Here is an 18,178-nt window from a genome sequence, read left to right as displayed (position 1 = left end):
GAATAAGGGTGGAAAACACGATAGTTATAAAACTCGGCGGTGTTGCAAGCGACAATCTAACAGAAGGTTTTTTTCGACAAATTACAGAGTGGCAAGCGGCGAATAAGAAAATTGTCCTCGTTCATGGTGGCGGTCATTATATTACAAAAATGATGGAAGCTCTTGCTATTCCGGTCGAAACGAAGAATGGTCTACGTGTCACCAACAAAGCGACTCTCGAAGTGACAAAGATGGTTTTAATTGGCCAAGTACAACCAGCTATTACGACTGCTTTTCAAAAACGAAATATCTCGGTCATTGGCTTAAACGCTAGTGATACAGGTTTACTGGAAGCAGATAGGTTAAGTGACATCGATTTAGGTTTGGTTGGTAAAATCACAAAAGTAAAAACAAATTTAATTGAACAATTACTTAGCGAAAATATTATCACCGTGATTGCGCCCCTTGGTATAAATAGTGAACACGATTGGCTCAATGTTAATGCGGATACAGCTGCCTGTGAGGTAGCAAGCGCACTCCATGCAGAAGCGCTCTATTTACTAACAGATGTACCTGGTGTGAAAAATGGTTCAGAAATTATTGGCGAAATAGCCACAGCTGAAATAGAAAAGCTACAAAGTACTGGCGTAATAAAAGGTGGAATGATTCCTAAATTAGCAAGCGCTGCCTTTGCTGCCGAAAACGGTGTCGGACAAGTTATTATTACAGATTCCCTTAACACTAGCGGAACAAAAATAAAAAACAAGGTGGCGATTGGATGAAACATGTTTTTCCAACATACAAAAGGTTTCCTATTGATTTAGTTAACGGTACGGGCACTGTTGTAACAGATAAAAATGGTAAAACATATCTCGATTTCACTAGCGGTATCGCAGTTTGTAACCTAGGTCATTGCCCAACAAATGTTGCAGAAGCAGTACAACAACAATTAGGGAATATTTGGCACACATCGAATTTATATGAATGTGCTTTGCAAGATAGTGTCGCAGAATTAATTGCTGATGGTAAAGAGAGATTAGTTTTCTTTTGTAATAGCGGGACAGAGTCAAATGAAGCGGCGCTCAAATTAGCTAGAAAATATACCGGGAAAGAAAAAATAATTACCTTTGAAAAATCTTTCCACGGACGAACATTCGGTTCAATGTCAGCTACGGGCCAAGCTAAAATCCATCAGGGTTTCGGTGAGCTTGTTCCCGGATTTACCTACGTTCCTTATAATGATATCGAAGCTTTTCGAGCAGAAATCGATGAAAATACAGCAGCCGTTATGTTGGAGGTAATTCAAGCTGAAGGTGGCGTCATTCCAGCGAATGCGGCCTTTCTTTTAGAAGTTCAATTACTTTGCAAAAAAATGGGGGCATTATTAATTATTGATGAAGTGCAGACTGGGCTTGGGCGAACGGGGATGCTTTATGGATTTGAGCAGATTGGTTTAGATCCAGATATTTTCACTTTAGCAAAAGGGCTTGGAAATGGCTTGCCGATTGGAGCGATGGTCGGAAAATCGGACTTAATTAGCGCTTTTGGGCCGGGAAGTCATGGCTCTACTTTTGGAGGAAATAAATTGGCACTTGCGGCGGCTAAAGAGATATTACTGACAATGAAACAAACGGGATTTTTAGAAGAAGTAAATGCCAAAGCAGACTATTTTAGAAATTTGTTAGAAGCGAATTTAGAGGTGTTGGATAATGTTTCTGACATTCGTGGCGGAGGGTTTCTGATAGGTATAGAACTTGAAAATGCCGCAGAACCAGTTATAACGGAACTTAGAGATAAAGGATTGTTAATACTAACTGCTGGAACGAATGTGCTACGAATCTTACCACCTTTAACCGTCAGTTATGCAGAAATCGATCAAGCCATATATTTATTGAAAAGCGTTTTGGAAAACCAATTGATTGGGAGTGAAGAGGGATGACAATGTATGCAAAAAATAATACATCTGGGAAAGATATGCTCAGTTTGCTTGAATGGAATAAAGAAGAATTGACGGATATTATTAAATTGGCTGTTGCGATGAAAACGAACCCAGCTCATTATAGTCATATTTTAAGCGGAAAAATTTTAGGAATGATATTTGATAAGCCTTCTACTAGAACGCGGGTTTCTTTTGAAGCGGGGATTCTGCAATTAGGTGGGCAAGCGATTGTGATGAGTTCAAAGGAATTACAAATTGGGCGTGGTGAGCCGATTAAAGACACGGCGCATGTAATGTCAGAATACATCGATGCGATTATGATCCGAACATTTAGTCATGAAAAAGTAGAAGAATTGGCGTATCATGCAGAAATTCCAATTATTAATGGCTTAACTGACTTACATCATCCATGTCAGGCGTTAGCGGATTTAATGACTATTTATGAATGGAAAGATCAGCTGGAAGGTATCAAACTAGCCTATATCGGCGACGGCAATAATGTATGCCATTCATTACTTTTAGCCGGTGCTATGGTCGGGATAGATATCCGCCTTGCGATGCCAAAAGGGTATGAGGTAGACGAAACAATTCTAGCAAAGGCAGAAAATCTGGCGAAGCAAAGTGGTGGCAAGATTTTCGTTACGGAAGATCCGAAACTTGCGGTGACAGATGCGGACTTTATTTATACGGATGTTTGGACAAGTATGGGACAAGAAGATGAAAATGCGAAACGTTTGGCGGATTTTGGCGAAAAATATCAAGTAAATGCAGAATTAGTTAGTGGTGCCAAGCCTGATTACCACTTCTTACATTGTTTACCAGCACATCGGGAAGAAGAAGTAACCACTGAAATTATAGATGGTATCCATTCGGTTATTTATCAACAAGCGGGAAATAGGCTTCATGCGCAAAAAGCGTTATTAGCAGCTATTCTAGAAGCAAAATAAAAAAAGTCTGGCATATTTGCCAGACTTTTTTTTATAAGAAATTACGTTTCACTTTATCCCAGAAAGAATTTTTAGGCAGTTTGATAATATTGATAAAACGATCGCCTACTTCTAAATTAACTTCATGGACATGTTGGATACTAAGTGCTTCGCTGTCCATTCCAATCATTGGGAATTCGTTATTTCCTTCTTCAGACGCAATTTCAATACGTAGTTTGCGTTTTGGACTAAGAATGAACGAAGAGCCAAGCGTACGGAATTTATTATTGTTAATAGAAGCCAATTCACTTACTTGCATAGATGGAAGAAGTGGATCCACGATGGAACCATTCACTGATTTATTATAAGCAGTACTTCCTGTTGGTGTGGAAATAACCATTCCATCGCCGCGGAAAGTTTCGAAGTGAGAATCATTAATATAAAGATCCATCGTAAGCGTTCTAATGATAGAAGAACGAATGTTAAATTCATTTAGTACATAAAATGCTTTGGTATTATTCACTGTTCCATAAATAGTTGGGTAACGACGTACTAACCAACGATCTTCAATGGCTGCCTTGATGATTTCATCCAATTGATTAATATGGAAGTCACAGTATTGACCTAATTGCTCTGTTAGCGCAATCCCTGCATATAAACAATCTTGACGGAAGCCAGTTTCTCTTACAGATTTAAGAAAAGCACCATCACCACCAATGCTGATAATAACGTTTGCTTTTTGATAGTCATCAGTTAATTCATATCCATAATCAGTCGTAATTTTCTTCAATTCTTTTGCTTTTGCATGTAGTTCTTCTGTTTTTCGATAGGAAAAATAAAAAATAGTTTTTGCCATGTTAGTTGTCCCTCCAGAATCCAATTTTAATCAACAAACTTATTATAACATGACTTAAGAGCAATTTCTTTCTTCATAAGTAAAAAAGTGAAATGGGACACAATTTAAGAGAAAGATTGTACAAAATAAAAGAGGCTGTTATTATTACATTATCTAATCAGAAAAAGGGGAGAAATAAATGAACGCTAAAAGATGGATTGCACTAGGGATTGTTTTTGCACTTTTGATAGTCAGTGCGTTAGCAAAGTTTACATCAAGTCAAATCGCTTCAAAGGAAGAGAGTAGTCCGACATTTGTCGAAAGTCTATTCGCAGATACCGGCGAACTAACCGAAACAGTAATTGAAGAAGGCGGGAATGATACAATTGCTGTATTATCTGTAGATGGTACTATTCAAGATACGGGAGATTCAGGTTCCTTATTTAGTGAGGCTGGCTACAATCATTCTTTTTTTATGCAACAATTAGAGCAAGTTAGAAATGATGACAATATTCAAGGTGTACTTTTGTATGTTAATTCACCAGGTGGCGGAGTCATGGAATCCGCACAAATTCGCGACAAAATTTTACAAATTCAAAAAGAACGTAATATTCCGTTCTATGTTTCCATGGGGAGTATGGCAGCATCAGGTGGATATTACATTTCCGCGCCCGCCGATAAAATTTTTGCAAGTAAAGAAACATTGACTGGTTCGCTTGGCGTCATTATGCAAGGGTATGACTACAGTGAACTCATGAAAAAATTAGGTGTTTCAGATAATACCATTAAAAGTGGCGAATACAAAGACATTATGAGCGGGACAAGACCAATGACGGAAGACGAGAAGAAGATTATGCAGTCAATGATTGATGATTCTTATAATGAGTTCGTTAAAGTAGTTGCACAGGGCCGTGGAATGACTGTAGAACAAGTGCGTAAAATTGCAGATGGTCGCATATACGACGGCCGCCAAGCAAAAGAGAACGGATTGATTGATGAATTTGGTTATCAAGAAGATGCCCTAGAAGCTTTGAAAAAAGAACAAGGCTTAGCTGGTGCAACAGTTATCCAATATGATGCACCGGGAGATTTTAGCTCACTATTCTCTGTAGCTGCACAAAAAATTTCCGGTCAAAATGCGGATATTTCTCAACTAATTAAATTAACTGGTACACTTAAAGCGCCAAGAATGATGTATTTATATGGAGAATAATGTGAGAGGAGAGGCGCACATGGCTAATGAAAATGTTACTTTTGAAAGTAAACGCCAAGTCTATCATTATGAACCACCTATTCCGAAAGAAGAAGCTATTCCTAAACAGTATTTTGCTGGATTTTGGATCCGATTTTTAGCTTATTTAGTTGATTTAGTTGCCATCGCAGCCTTGAAAGGAATTATCGTTAACCCTATTTTCCGTGTTTCTGGGATGGGGATGGACGACGGTTTCTTCACATTTTATTGGAGCATAACAACGATTATCTTTCTAGCTTACTTTATTTTACTTACAAGATTTTTCGGGCAAACACTTGGGAAAATGTTGTTCGGGCTTCGTGTAGTCAAACTAGATGGTGAAAAATTAACTTGGTTAACCGTTTTATTCCGGGAAGGTGCAATGCGTTTTGTATTAAAAACCATTTGGCCGTTATACGTCATTTGTGCTTTTACACCAAACAAACAAGGCATTGCCGACTTCTTTGAATCTACTTCTGTCGTCCACATGGGTTATTTAGAACTAGATGAAAAATGGGCAAATGGAGCAAAAAAATAGCTTATCGTTTACTTCTTCTTTAAAATGGAATAGAAGCGTCCATTAAAGGAGGAAGAATAAAATGACTCAAGTAACATTTAAACATAATCCAGTTACACTTGTAGGTACTGAAAGAAAAGTAGGCGACAAAGCACCAAACTTCACTGTAGTTAATAGAGATTTAGAAGAAGTAACATTGCACGATTATGACGGGAAAGTGAGACTTATCAGCGTTGTTCCTTCCATTGATACAAGTGTTTGTTCCACACAAACGCGTAAATTTAATGAAGAAGCAAGCAATTTAGATAATACGGTTGTCTTAACTATTTCTGTTGATTTACCATTTGCTCAAAAGAAATGGTGTGCAGCAGAAGGTTTACCAAATGCGATCACTTTATCTGACCACCGCGATCTTTCTTTTGGAGAAGCATATGGTGTTATTATGAAAGAACTTCGCTTACTAGCGCGTTCTGTTTTCGTTGTAAATGCAGCAGGAGAAATTGTCTACACCGAAGTAGTTCCAGAAGGCAGCGATCATCCGAATTACGAAGCTGCGATTGAAGCTGCGAAAAAAGCCTAAATCTTAAAAGCCTTCCTTTAATTAGGAGGGCTTTTTTCTGTATTACTACTAAAAATAAACTGTACTAATTATAATTAACTATTTCCAATGAGAATTTCATCTTTTACTACATAAAATCCTTTCACATTCTTTAGAAATACTGTATAATGTTTGGTGGTGTTAGTAATGATGAAAATTCGAGGTGTTACTTTTGGCAAATGAAGCAACGCAAGAATTATTTCAAGTGCTTGATAATACAGCTATTATCTTGCAAAATGAACTTGAAATAAGCTATTTGGAAGCGGTTTATGAAACAGGAGAAAATCTGTTTCAAAAAGAAGTTTTACAAAAAGAAGAGTTGTCTTCTGAGAAACAATTGAAATTACAAGAGTCTTACGAAAGTATCGAACTCGAGAATTTCTCAAATGAAGAAATCCGCAAAGGTCTTCAATTAGCACTACTAAAAGGCATGAAACATGGTATTCAAGTGAACCACCAAATGACACCAGATTCTATTGGTTTTATTGTGGCATATTTACTTGAGAAAGTGATTCAAAAGAAGAAAAATATTTCTATTTTGGATCCAGCCTGTGGAACTGCAAACCTTTTAACGACGGTGATTAATCAACTTGAGTTAAAAGGCGATGTAGACGTTCATGCGAGTGGTGTAGATGTAGATGATTTGCTTATTTCGCTTGCATTAGTAGGAGCGGATTTACAGCGACAAAAAATGACGTTGCTACATCAAGATGGTCTGGCTAATTTATTAGTAGATCCTGTAGATGTTGTAATTAGTGATTTGCCTGTTGGGTACTATCCGGATGACGAAAATGCAAAAACATTTGAACTTTGCCGTGAAGAAGGGCATTCATTTGCGCATTTCTTGTTTATAGAACAAGGAATGCGCTACACAAAGCCAGGAGGATATTTGTTCTTCTTGGTACCTGACGCAATCTTTGGGACTAGTGACTTTGCTAAGGTGGACAAGTTTATCAAGAAAAACGGTCATATTGAGGGAATTATTAAATTGCCTGAAACACTGTTTAAGTCTGAACAAGCACGAAAAAGCATCTTGATTTTACGAAAAGCGGATGTAAATGTAAAGCCGCCAAAAGAAGTTTTACTGGCCAATCTCTCTTCGCTAACAGATCCGAGCGTAACTGCACCGATTTTAGCTGAAATTGAGAACTGGTTCAAGAGTAAACAATAATGGAAGGAATTGACAAAAACAAAATGGAAAAAACGATTGCAATTAACGCCGGAAGTTCTTCACTGAAATTCCAATTATATGATATGCCATCTGAACGTGTTATCACAGCAGGGATTGTAGAAAGAATTGGTTTGAAAGATTCTATTTTTACAATTACTGTAGACGGAAAAAAAATCAAAGAAATTATTGATATTCCTGACCATGAAATTGCTGTTCAAATGCTACTTGAAAAATTAATTAACCACAAAGTTATCGGTTCTTACGATGAAATCACTGGAATTGGTCACCGCGTTGTTCACGGTGGAGAAAGATTCCCTGAATCCGTTTATATTGATGACCAAGTAATTAAAGATATTGAAGCTCTATCTGAACTTGCACCGCTTCATAACCCAGCGAACGTTACTGGTATTAAAGCATTCCGCAAGATTTTACCAGACGTTGTTTCAGTGGCTGTTTTCGATACAGCTTTCCATCAAACAATGCCTCCAGCAAGTTATCTTTACAGCCTGCCATACAGCTATTATGAAGACTATGGTATCCGTAAATACGGTTTCCACGGTACAAGTCACAAATATGTATCCGAACGCGCTGCAGAACTTTTAGGACGTCCTGTAGAAGAATTACGTTTACTAACTTGTCACCTTGGTAATGGTGCTAGTATCGCTGCAATCGAAGGCGGAAAATCAATGGACACTTCCATGGGATTCACACCACTAGCTGGTGTTTCTATGGGAACTCGTTCTGGTAACATTGACCCTGCGCTTATTCCTTTCATCATGGAAAAAACTGGTAAAACTGCAGAACAAGTACTTGATGTGTTAAACAAAGAATCTGGTATGCTTGGCGTATCTGGTATTTCAAGCGACCTTCGTGATTTAGAAGATGAAGCAGCAAAAGGAAACGACCGCGCGGAACTTGCACTTCAAGTTTTCGTTGACCGTATCCATAAATACATTGGTTCTTATGCAGCTCGCATGAACGGTGTAGATGCCATTATCTTCACAGCTGGTATCGGTGAAAATAGTTCATACATCCGTGAAAAAGTACTTCGTGGACTTGAATTCATGGGCGTATACTGGGATCCAGCACTTAACCAAGTGCGCGGAGAAGAAAGATTCCTTAACTACCCACATTCCCCAGTAAAAGTTATCATCATTCCTACAAACGAAGAATTAATGATTGCTCGTGATGTAGAAACAATTAAAAATAATCGCTAAAAACAATAAAAAAGGCTAGCTCTTAATAAAGAGCTAGCCTTTTTTCTATCATTATTTTTCATCTTTATAATCAGGAACTTCATTACGAACTACAAGAACATCGCAAGGGGAGTGACGAATAATGTATTCAGACACGCTACCAATTAACAACCGTTCCACAGCGTTAAGGCCTGTCGCACCACACATGATTAAATCTGCTTGGAATGCTTTTGCTGCTTCTTTTGTAATGGCTGTTTTTGGTGAACCGTATTCGATGTAGCTTTCTACTTTTGTTACACCAGCTTTTAAAGCATCTTCTTTATAGCCACTAAGTAATTCGTCTGCATATTCGGTAGCTTTATCCGCCATGCTTGTATCGTAATTGGCTACAGATGAAAACGCGCGTGTATCAATAACATGTACAAGACCAAGCGCCGCGTCATTACGGTTAGCCACTTGAATTGCTTTTTGGAAAGCTCTTTCTGCTTCTTTGGATCCATCAACTGCTACTAAAACTCTTTCGTATTGTTGTAACATAATAATTCCTCCAATCAAAATATATGTATTTTCTATACTTATATTTTACCCTCTTTTTCCTAAAAGAACCATAAAATAAGAAATAAATTATTGTGAAGCAAATATTTCGTCTAATTTTACTAAATCTTTTGTTTGAATTTCCGTTAGTTAATTTTTTACAACTTAGGTATATTGTGTTAGCATGGGGGTGTGGAAAATCTTTTATAGTCTATTATACCTATACCGAGGAGAGTGATTTAGATGTTAGTCGGCGTACCAAAAGAAATAAAAAATAACGAGAATAGGGTGGCAATGACCCCGGCAAGTGTTTTTTCTTACGTGAATGCTGGACATACTGTATACGTGGAAAAAGATGCGGGTATTGGCTCTAATTATCAAGACGCTGATTTTGTGCAAGCGGGAGCAAAAATTGTAGAGACAGCTAAAGAAGCTTGGGATGTAGATATGGTTGTAAAAGTAAAAGAACCGATTGCATCAGAGTATACATATTTTAAAGAAGGGTTACTACTTTTCACTTATTTACATTTGGCAAATGAACCAACGCTTGCGAAAGCTTTGATGGAGAGTAAAGTAAATAGTGTGGCTTATGAAACAGTAGAACTAGCAGACCATACGTTGCCACTACTTTCACCAATGAGTGAAGTTGCAGGACGAATGGCGGCTCAGATTGGTGCACAATTTTTACAAAGAACGAATGGTGGTATGGGTGTCTTGCTTGGTGGTGTACCTGGTGTAGAGAGAAGTGAAGTGGTTATCATTGGTGGTGGAATCGCTGGAACAAATGCAGCCAAAATTGCAGCTGGTTTAGGTGCCAATGTGACCATCCTATATATGAATCTGAAACGATTGCGTGAGCTGGATGATATTTTTGGTAATCAAGTCCAAACGTTAATGTCGAATGATTTTAATATTGAAACAGCTGTGAAAAAAGCTGATTTGGTTATTGGAGCAGTATTAATTCCAGGAGCAAAAGCACCGAAACTCGTCAAAGAGCATGTGGTCAAACAAATGATTCCAGGTTCTGTCCTTGTGGATATTGCGATTGACCAAGGTGGGATTTTTGAAACTACAGATCATGTTTCCACGCACGACAATCCAACCTATGAAAAATATGGTGTGCTTCATTATGCTGTTGCAAATATGCCAGGAGCAGTACCGCGGACGTCCACTTTGGCGCTCACTAACGCAACTTTACCATTTGGCTTGAAACTGGCTAATCAAGGCTTAGAAGCAGCAGTGCAAAATGACCCATTCTTACTTCGTGGGTTAAATACTTATCAAGGTCATATTACGTATAAAGCTGTTGCAGATTCTCTCGATTTACCTTATACGGACAGCAAAGAATTAATTTAATAAAAAAAGCGAACTTTCCTTTGAGAAAGTTCGCTTTTCTTGTTATTCGATTACTTGCAAAGTTTTCGGGAATTCCGTCAATACTTGAACGCCGTCTTTTGTGACAACGAGATCATCTTCTATACGAACACCAGCAACACCAGGAACATATATACCTGGTTCAATAGTAAATACCATATTTTCTTGCAGTTCCATACTGTTCGTTTCTGTAATCGAAGGGAACTCGTGCACACTAGCACCAAGGCCGTGGCCGAGACGATGTGGGAAATAATCACCGAAACCTGCTTCACGAATAATATTTCTAGCAGTTAAATCAATTTCGCTTGCTTTTACGCCGGCTTTTACTTTTTCGACAGCGGCAATTTGTGCTTCTAAAACCGTGTCGTAAATCTTCTTCTGCTCATCGGAAATATCGCCGAATGCAACTGTACGCGTAATATCAGAGCAATAGCCTTTATGAACAACGCCTAAATCAAATAAAACTAAATCGCCTTTTTTGATTTTTGTTTCGCCTGGAGTACCATGAGGCAGGGCACCGTTTTTGCCAGTAAGTACCATCGTATCGAAAGACATTGCTGTTACGCCCTTTTTCTTCATTTCATATTCGATTTTCGCCACGATTTCTGCTTCGGTTTTACCTTCTGCAATTTCGTCTACGCCGACTTGTACTGCATAATCAGCTAGTAACGCAGCTTCTTTTAAGATTTTTAGTTCAGCTTCTGTTTTAATAAGACGAATTTGTTCGATTTTGTGTTCAATCGGAATGAAAGAGCTGCCGGAGAATAGTCCACCTAATTGTTCGTAGCGATCTACGCTCATATATTTTTTCTCAATAGCAAATTTGCTTGGATTTGCAACGCGTTTTTTGATTTCGTCTGCAATGATTGTGAAAGGGTTCTCGGTATCGTTATATCCATATGCAGGGTGTGTCCAATCACCGCCACGAACATCTTCTACTTCAAGAGCGGGCGTAAATAGAAATGGTTCGCTATCTGAGAAAACAGCTAAACCAAGTACACGCTCATGAGGCTCGCTATGATAACCTGAGAAATAGGCGATGTTCTCTGGATCTGTCAAAAATCCTACCTCGGCACCTTGGTCTTTTAACCAATTTTGTAAGACATCGATATTTTTTTCCATAATTGTACCTTCTTTCCAATTGATTTCTATTTCATGATAACATGCGAAGGAAATATTTTGCTAATAAACACCTCTTAGTTTACGAGGTGTTATATAGTAGTTTATAATAAACAGTGGTACAATAATACACATAGAATAATGAATCAGGAAGGAAGTTTTTTAACATGAAGATTTCATTTCATGGTCAGTCTTGTATTAAAATAATTACTGGGGATACAACTATTCTCGTAGATCCATTTATTTCTGGTAATGAGAAATGTGATTTAAAAGCGGAAGAGCAGATGCCTGACTTTATCGTTCTGTCGCATGGGCATGACGATCATGTCGGTGATACAGTTGAAATTGCTAAAAATTCAGGAGCAACCGTTATTTGTAACGCGGATTTAGCTTCATTTTTGGCAGTAGAGGATGGGCTTGAAAATATGGCGCCAATGCATATTGGTGGGAAAAGACAGTTTAGTTTTGGCCAAGTGAAGTTGACGCAAGCTTTTCACGGATCGCAGACGGTTCGAGATGGTCGCATTGTTAACCTTGGTTTCCCAACTGGGATTGTATTTACGATAGAAGATAAAAATATTTATTTTGCAGGGGACACTGGTTTGTTTTCTGATATGAAATTAATTGGTGAATTAAATCCGCTAGACGTTGCTTTCTTGCCGATTGGGGATAATTTTACCATGGGACCAGAAGATGCGGCGATTGCGGCACGATTTTTACAAGCGAAATTAGTTGTTCCAATGCATTACAATACGTTTCCTTTAATCGCGCAAGATCCACACAAATTTGTCGCATCACTTGACGAAGGAATCACTGGAAAAGTACTTGAAATCGGAGAAAGTATCGAAATCTAACAAAATAGGAATGGGTGAACGAGTCGTGGCCACAAAACATGAACAGATTTTAAAATACATTGAAAATCTTGCAGTCGGAGAAAAAATATCTGTACGAAAAATCGCGAAAAACTTGTCTGTAAGTGAGGGAACTGCTTATCGTGCTATTAAAGATGCAGAAATCATTGGGTTTGTTTCTACTATTAAACGAGTGGGGACACTTCGTATTGAACGGAAACAAAAAGATAGTATCGAAAAATTAACTTTTGCTGAGATTGTTAATATGATCGATGGGCAAGTGCTAGGTGGTCGTGCTGGGCTTTACAAATCGCTTAATAAATTTGTTATTGGAGCAATGACAGTGGAAGCGATGGAACGCTATACCGATGCAGGAAACTTATTGATTGTCGGAAACAGAGTGAGCGCCCATGAACTTGCTTTGAAACGTGGCGCCGCGGTACTGATTACTGGTGGGTTTGATACGGACGACGAAGTGAAACAATTGGCGGACGAGAAAGAATTGCCCATTTTATCGACTTCGTATGATACGTTTACAGTTGCAACGATGATTAACCGCGCGATTTATGACCAATTAATAAAAAAAGAAGTAGTATTTGTGGAGGATATTTTAACACCACTAGAAACAACTGCATTTTTATCTACGTCTGATAAAGTGGAAGATTGGCACAAAATGGAAGAAGCGACAGGTCACAGTCGTTTTCCTGTAGTTAACCGGGCGATGCGACTGACTGGGATGGTGACGAGTAAGGATATTCTAGAAAAAAATCCCAGTATTTCGATTGAACGAGTAATGACGAAAAACCCGTTAACTGTTGGACCGAAGATGAGTGTTGCCTCAGTGGCGCACATGATGATTTGGGAGAGTATCGAAGTAATTCCAGTCGTTAAAGATGACTTAACTTTAATCGGAATTGTCAGCAGACAGGATATTCTAAAATCCATGCAAATGATTCAAAAACAACCGCAAGTCGGTGAAACGATTGATGATACGATTGCCAACCAGCTTTCTGAAAAAGTAGATACTGGCGAAGAGGCGGATTACGAATTTAAAGTTAGCCCGCAAATGACTAATTCGCTCGGAACATTATCGTATGGTGCATTTACACAAGTGGTTTGTGACGTCGTACAGCAAAAACTATTTTCTATGAAAAAACGGAATGTAGCGATTGAAAATGTAACGATGTATTTCCTAAAACCTGTTCAAATGGACGCGACGATTGTTATTAAACCGCGAATTTTGGAGATGGGGCGTAAGGCTGGGAAGCTTGATGTAGAACTTTACTTAGAGGGAATTTTGACCGGAAAAGCTATTGTCGCTTGTCAAATGATGGAACGTTAAAAATGAAACAGGGGCGAAATGATGAAAAAAGAGATTTTACAACAAATAAAACAATATGAAACGATTATTTTGCATAGACATGTAAGACCAGATCCAGATGCATATGGGTCACAAATGGGGCTTGCGGAAATTATCCGGGCTAGCTTTCCTGAGAAAAAAGTCTATTCAGTTGGAAATGATGAAAAGTCGCTCCAATTTCTTGGTATAGTGGACGAAATAACGGATGAAATTTATAAAGATGCGCTTGTGATTGTGTGTGACACTGCGAACCAAGAACGGATTTCAGACGGGCGGTTTAACCTTGGTAAAGCACTTATAAAAATGGACCACCATCCAAATGATGATGCGTATGGTGATTTACTTTGGGTGGACACGACGGCTTCTTCTTGTAGTGAAATGATTGTCGCTTTTTGGGAAATGTTTTCGGACGAGTTAATTTTGAACGAAACTGCTGCAAGACTCCTTTATGCGGGAATTGTTGGTGATACTGGGCGGTTCTTGTATCCAAGCACAACGGAAGAGACTTTACGTTTATCCGCGCATTTAGTGACATTTCCATTTGATCGTCCGGCGCTTTACCGAGAATTATATGAATTACCAAAAAATACGGTGAAACTTTCCGGATATATTTTGCAAAACTTTGTCATGGATGAAAACGGCGCGGCTACGGTTTATTTAAGTGATACTCTTTTGAACGAGTTTGAAGTGGATCCGCGTGATGCTTCGGCGCTTGTTTCTTGCATCGAAAATGTGGCGGGAATTAAAGCGTGGATTATGTTCATCCAAGAAGGCCCGGTTTTCAGAGCGCGGTTACGTTCAAAAGGACCAGTTATAAATGAGCTAGCCAAAGAATACGGTGGAGGCGGACACCCACTCGCTTCTGGCGCAACACTTCATAATGAAGAAGAAATAAAAGAAATGACGGCGAAATTGCAACTGATTTGTGCCGCTAAATAAATGAAAAATAAAGTCGGATACATTATCTGGCTTTATTTTTATATAAAAACACGAACACACTTTCTTTTTTTTAGCTTAACCGATATAATGGAAAAAGAGAGTTTTGAAAGGAGAGAGGATAGTGGGGTTTGTTCATTTACAAGTTGCGAGCGCTTATGATTTGCTATCTAGTACAGCGTCCATCGATAAGCTAATCGCTAAAGCAAAAGAATACCATTATCCAGCCTTAGCAATTACGGATAAAAATGTACTTTACGGAGTAGTCGAGTTTTATCAAAAGTGTTTAGCGGCGGATATAAAACCAATTATCGGGATGACGGTGACAATACAAGGTTACTTAAATCCAATTAATTCATATGAGTTGATATTAATTGCGGAATCAACCGCTGGATATCACCAGTTATTAAAAATCGCGAGTGCTATTCAAACGCGCGAAGAAGGACCGGAATTACCACAAAGCTGGTTACGAGCTTATAGCAGCGATTTGATTGTTATTTCACCTGGTGCCAAAGGAGAAATCGAACGACTTCTGATGGAGGAGGATCGCGAGGGAGCACTAGAAGTTTATGCAAATTTAGTCGAAATTTTTGGTAAAGAATCTGTTTATTTATCTGCCCAAAAAGAAAATCCACGTCTTTTCGCAAAAATAGAAACTTTTTCTTCAGAAGAAAATGTACCGGTTGTTGCGACGAAAAATGTACAATATTTAGAGCCAAAAGATGCGCAAGCGAAAGAAGTTTTAACGGCCATTCGTGATAATCGAACAGTTGACTGGACGACTTTGCCACTTGCCGGACCAAACTACTTTACCTCGCAAGATGAAATGGAACGTGACTGGCAAACAGCTTTCGAAAAGCAAGCGTGTCTTGAAACGGGAGAACTCGCAAACCGTTGTCATGTCGAAATTGCTCTGGATCAACATTTATTACCAAGATTTCCGTTAAATGAAGGACAAAATGCATCAGATGTTTTGCGTCAAACAGCCTTTGCGGGATTAAAAGAACGAAATTTACTAGGGATGGAATATCAGGAACGCTTAGAATATGAATTGAAAGTTATTACAGAGATGGGGTTTGCAGATTACTTTCTGATAGTTTGGGATGTTATTCGTTATTCGCGTGAGGCAGGAGTTTTAACAGGTCCAGGTCGGGGTTCTGCGGCGGGGTCCCTTGTTTCCTATGCACTTAGAATTACGGATGTAGACCCGATTCGATACAATTTGCTGTTTGAGCGATTTTTAAACCCAGAACGTATCACGATGCCCGATATTGATTTGGATTTTCCAGATAATCGCCGGGATGAAGTGATTTCGTATGTGGTATCTAAATACGGAGAAGCACATGTGGCGCAAATTGGCACATTTGGAACATTGGCTGCTAAAGCGGCGATTCGTGATACTGCACGGAGTTTTGGCTTGAATTCCGTACTATTATCAGAATGGTCTAAGTTAATTCCGAGTCAATTAGGCATTACGCTGCAAAAAGCATTGCAAGAAAGTCCGCGTTTAGAAAATCATATTAAAAGTTCAAAAGAAAACGAAATGATTTGGGAAGTTGCTTGTCAGCTGGAAGGCTTGCCGCGTCATATTTCAACGCATGCAGCGGGGATAGTAATTAGTGATAAGCCACTCGTAGAACAAGTTGCGCTACAATTGGGTAGTGGAGACGCACGTTTGACCCAGTTTGCCATGGGAGAATTAGAGAAGATTGGCTTACTTAAAATGGATTTTCTAGGACTTAGAAATCTTAGTTTACTCGATCGTGTTTTGAAATCAGTCAATTATACTAGAGAAACTCCGTTAACATTAGCAGATATTTCTTTAGAGGATAAAAAAACATTGAAACTATTCCAAACAGGCGACACGACAGGGGTATTCCAATTTGAGTCAGATGGGATTCGCCGCGTGCTCCGAAAATTAAAGCCAACTTCTTTTGAAGATGTTGTGGCAGTAGATGCGCTTTATCGTCCGGGTCCAATGGAACAAATTGATACGTTTATCGCTAGAAAACACGGAAAAGAAAAAATTCAGTACCCTCATCCAGATTTAGCGTCTATTTTAGAAGTGACATACGGCGTTATCGTTTACCAAGAACAAATTATTCAAGTGGCAAACCAAATGGCTGGATTTTCTCTTGGAGAAGCAGATTTGTTAAGACGAGCTGTTAGCAAGAAGAAAGCGGATGTCCTAAACGAGGAGCGGATTCACTTTGTAGAAGGCGCTAAGAGTAAAGGCTATTCAGAAGCTAGCGCTAACCAAGTATATGATATGATTGTCCAATTCGCGAACTACGGTTTCAACAGAAGTCACGCAGCGGCCTATTCAAAAATCGCTTTTCAATTAGCTTACTTAAAAGCACATTTTCCAGCCGCGTTCATGTCATCACTTCTCAGCTCAGTTTTCGGAAACGATGACAAAATTTCCCAATACATTACAGAAGCAAAAAACTACGGAATTAGCATGTTAGCGCCAAGCATCAACCATAGTAACTACTACTTCCAAATGGAAAATGAGACATCTATTCGTTATAGTTTCCGTGTTATTCGTAAAGTGCCAACCAAATTTATTTTAGAAATTATTAACGAACGAAAAAAAGCGCCTTTCCGAGATTTCTTTGATTTTTGTGAAAGAATGCCACATAAAATGCTCTCAGAAACTGTTTTAGAAGCACTCGTATTTTCTGGTTGTTTTGACGAATTTGGTGAAGACCGGGCAACGATTTTGGCAACAATTGATGCGGTATTACAATATATCTCGTTACTCGGTGAAGATTCGAAAGGGATGAATCTTTTCGCGGAAGATGACGAATTTTTGAAGAAGATGAAACCGAGATATCGGAAAACCGCACCCATTTCAATTGATGAAAAGCTGGAGAAAGAAAAATTATACACTGGGCAATACGTTTCAGCGCATCCAGTATCGTACTATCAAAATAAATTACAAAACCTTGCTATTACAAGACTTGCAAATCTTTCTTCCGGCAAAAATTATCAAGTGGCTGCTTATGTACACGAAGTCAAATCAATTAGAACAAAAAAAGGCGAAACGATGTGCTTTTTAACAATTAGTGATGATTCAAAAGAATTGAGCGCCGTTATGTTTCCGGAATGTTACCGTAAATTCGCTAACTTTGCACAAAAAGGAGAGATCCTCTTTTTGCAAGTGAAAGCAGATACGAGAAACGGGGAACTCCAATTAATTATTAATAAAGCAGAAGATTTAAAAGAAATTAAAGCCCCGGTACGATTATTCCTAAAATTAACGGAACCACAGCAAATGGAACAAATTAAGCCGATTTTAGCGCGTTATAAAGGCGACAGTAAGGTCATTGTGCATCAAGCGATAACGAAACAAACTGCTGAACTGAAAAATATTCAAGTAACGCCATCAAATGAGCTGCAAGAAGCTTTAGGAGAGTTGCTTGGTAAAGAGAATGTAGTTATTAAGTAATCTTAGACTTTCTATATTTATAGAAAGTATGTTATAGTTTAACGTGGAAAACAATATTGCGCAGTCTGTCCAGTTGTAATTCGGATAGACTGGCATTTTGTCTTCTTGTGGGAAAATGCGGTTGATTTATGTTTCATGTCTTTATTCATTTTTTATTTTTA

Annotated in this window: 16 protein-coding genes; 13 read left to right on the top strand and 3 right to left on the bottom strand. The window is 38.6% G+C overall.

The window, feature by feature from the left end; translation table 11 throughout:
• Positions 1 to 8 precede the first annotated feature (8 nt).
• From argB to argF, 3 genes are read left to right on the top strand one after another with little or no spacing between them, the layout of a single operon-like run.
• A complete protein-coding gene (gene argB, locus CKV70_RS08070) occupies positions 9 to 761 on the top strand; it encodes an acetylglutamate kinase (protein WP_014600870.1) in 753 nt (250 codons plus the stop codon).
• The gene (locus tag CKV70_RS08065; protein ID WP_014600869.1) at positions 758 to 1,918 is read left to right on the top strand and encodes an acetylornithine transaminase; all 1,161 of its coding nucleotides are present in this window, start codon (positions 758 to 760) and stop codon (positions 1,916 to 1,918) included. Before argB ends, CKV70_RS08065 begins: the two co-directional genes overlap by 4 nt.
• Positions 1,915 to 2,865 (top strand): ornithine carbamoyltransferase, encoded by a 951-nt coding sequence (gene argF, locus CKV70_RS08060; RefSeq protein ID WP_003723316.1) that lies wholly within the window; start codon positions 1,915 to 1,917, stop codon positions 2,863 to 2,865. Before CKV70_RS08065 ends, argF begins: the two co-directional genes overlap by 4 nt.
• Positions 2,866 to 2,896: 31 nt before the next feature.
• On the opposite strand, the gene CKV70_RS08055 is transcribed toward argF, so the two are convergent.
• A complete protein-coding gene (locus CKV70_RS08055) occupies positions 2,897 to 3,700 on the bottom strand; it encodes an NAD kinase (RefSeq protein WP_003723315.1) in 804 nt (267 codons plus the stop codon).
• A 178-nt stretch (positions 3,701 to 3,878) separates the two neighbouring features.
• On the opposite strand from CKV70_RS08055, the gene sppA reads away from it, so the two are divergent.
• From sppA to CKV70_RS08030, 5 genes are all read left to right on the top strand, one after another.
• On the top strand, positions 3,879 to 4,892 hold the full coding sequence (gene sppA / locus CKV70_RS08050; RefSeq protein ID WP_010989751.1) for a signal peptide peptidase SppA: 1,014 nt from the start codon (positions 3,879 to 3,881) through the stop codon (positions 4,890 to 4,892).
• A gap of 19 nt (positions 4,893 to 4,911) precedes the next feature.
• The gene (locus CKV70_RS08045; RefSeq protein ID WP_014600868.1) at positions 4,912 to 5,448 is read left to right on the top strand and encodes an RDD family protein; all 537 of its coding nucleotides are present in this window, start codon (positions 4,912 to 4,914) and stop codon (positions 5,446 to 5,448) included.
• A 61-nt stretch (positions 5,449 to 5,509) separates the two neighbouring features.
• Positions 5,510 to 6,007 carry a thiol peroxidase gene (gene tpx, locus CKV70_RS08040; RefSeq protein WP_003723312.1) on the top strand — a complete coding sequence of 166 codons (498 nt, stop codon included), beginning with the start codon at positions 5,510 to 5,512 and terminating at the stop codon, positions 6,005 to 6,007.
• Between the two features lie 190 nt (positions 6,008 to 6,197).
• Positions 6,198 to 7,196, top strand: coding sequence for a class I SAM-dependent methyltransferase (locus CKV70_RS08035; RefSeq protein ID WP_014600867.1), 999 nt, complete (start codon positions 6,198 to 6,200; stop codon positions 7,194 to 7,196).
• 23 nt (positions 7,197 to 7,219) lie between these two features.
• The gene (locus tag CKV70_RS08030; protein ID WP_038406233.1) at positions 7,220 to 8,413 is read left to right on the top strand and encodes an acetate kinase; all 1,194 of its coding nucleotides are present in this window, start codon (positions 7,220 to 7,222) and stop codon (positions 8,411 to 8,413) included.
• Positions 8,414 to 8,464: 51 nt separating this feature from the next.
• Here the strand turns inward: CKV70_RS08030 and CKV70_RS08025 are convergent, their stop codons facing one another.
• Entirely contained in the window at positions 8,465 to 8,929 is a 465-nt protein-coding gene (locus tag CKV70_RS08025; protein ID WP_003723309.1) for a universal stress protein, read from the bottom strand.
• A gap of 240 nt (positions 8,930 to 9,169) precedes the next feature.
• Between CKV70_RS08025 and ald the strand changes: the two genes are divergently transcribed.
• The gene (gene ald / locus CKV70_RS08020; protein ID WP_031695692.1) at positions 9,170 to 10,282 is read left to right on the top strand and encodes an alanine dehydrogenase; all 1,113 of its coding nucleotides are present in this window, start codon (positions 9,170 to 9,172) and stop codon (positions 10,280 to 10,282) included.
• 42 nt (positions 10,283 to 10,324) lie between these two features.
• Here ald and CKV70_RS08015 read toward each other — a convergent pair whose 3' ends face one another.
• A complete protein-coding gene (locus tag CKV70_RS08015) occupies positions 10,325 to 11,422 on the bottom strand; it encodes a M24 family metallopeptidase (RefSeq protein WP_014930959.1) in 1,098 nt (365 codons plus the stop codon).
• 164 nt (positions 11,423 to 11,586) lie between these two features.
• On the opposite strand from CKV70_RS08015, the gene CKV70_RS08010 reads away from it, so the two are divergent.
• From CKV70_RS08010 to dnaE, 4 genes are all read left to right on the top strand, one after another.
• Positions 11,587 to 12,273, top strand: coding sequence for a metal-dependent hydrolase (locus tag CKV70_RS08010; protein WP_003730621.1), 687 nt, complete (start codon positions 11,587 to 11,589; stop codon positions 12,271 to 12,273).
• Between the two features lie 25 nt (positions 12,274 to 12,298).
• Positions 12,299 to 13,612, top strand: coding sequence for a CBS-HotDog domain-containing transcription factor YtoI (ytoI, locus tag CKV70_RS08005; RefSeq protein ID WP_031695693.1), 1,314 nt, complete (start codon positions 12,299 to 12,301; stop codon positions 13,610 to 13,612).
• A gap of 21 nt (positions 13,613 to 13,633) precedes the next feature.
• On the top strand, positions 13,634 to 14,569 hold the full coding sequence (locus tag CKV70_RS08000) for a DHH family phosphoesterase (RefSeq protein WP_014600866.1): 936 nt from the start codon (positions 13,634 to 13,636) through the stop codon (positions 14,567 to 14,569).
• 121 nt (positions 14,570 to 14,690) lie between these two features.
• Positions 14,691 to 18,017 (top strand): DNA polymerase III subunit alpha, encoded by a 3,327-nt coding sequence (gene dnaE, locus CKV70_RS07995; RefSeq protein WP_010989746.1) that lies wholly within the window; start codon positions 14,691 to 14,693, stop codon positions 18,015 to 18,017.
• The last annotated feature ends 161 nt before the right edge of the window (positions 18,018 to 18,178 follow it).

This window comes from Listeria monocytogenes, assembly GCF_900187225.1.
Classification (GTDB): Bacteria; Bacillota; Bacilli; order Lactobacillales; family Listeriaceae; genus Listeria; species Listeria monocytogenes.
Note: the sequence above shows the minus strand (reverse complement) of the source record. Positions and strands in the feature narration are given on the sequence as shown.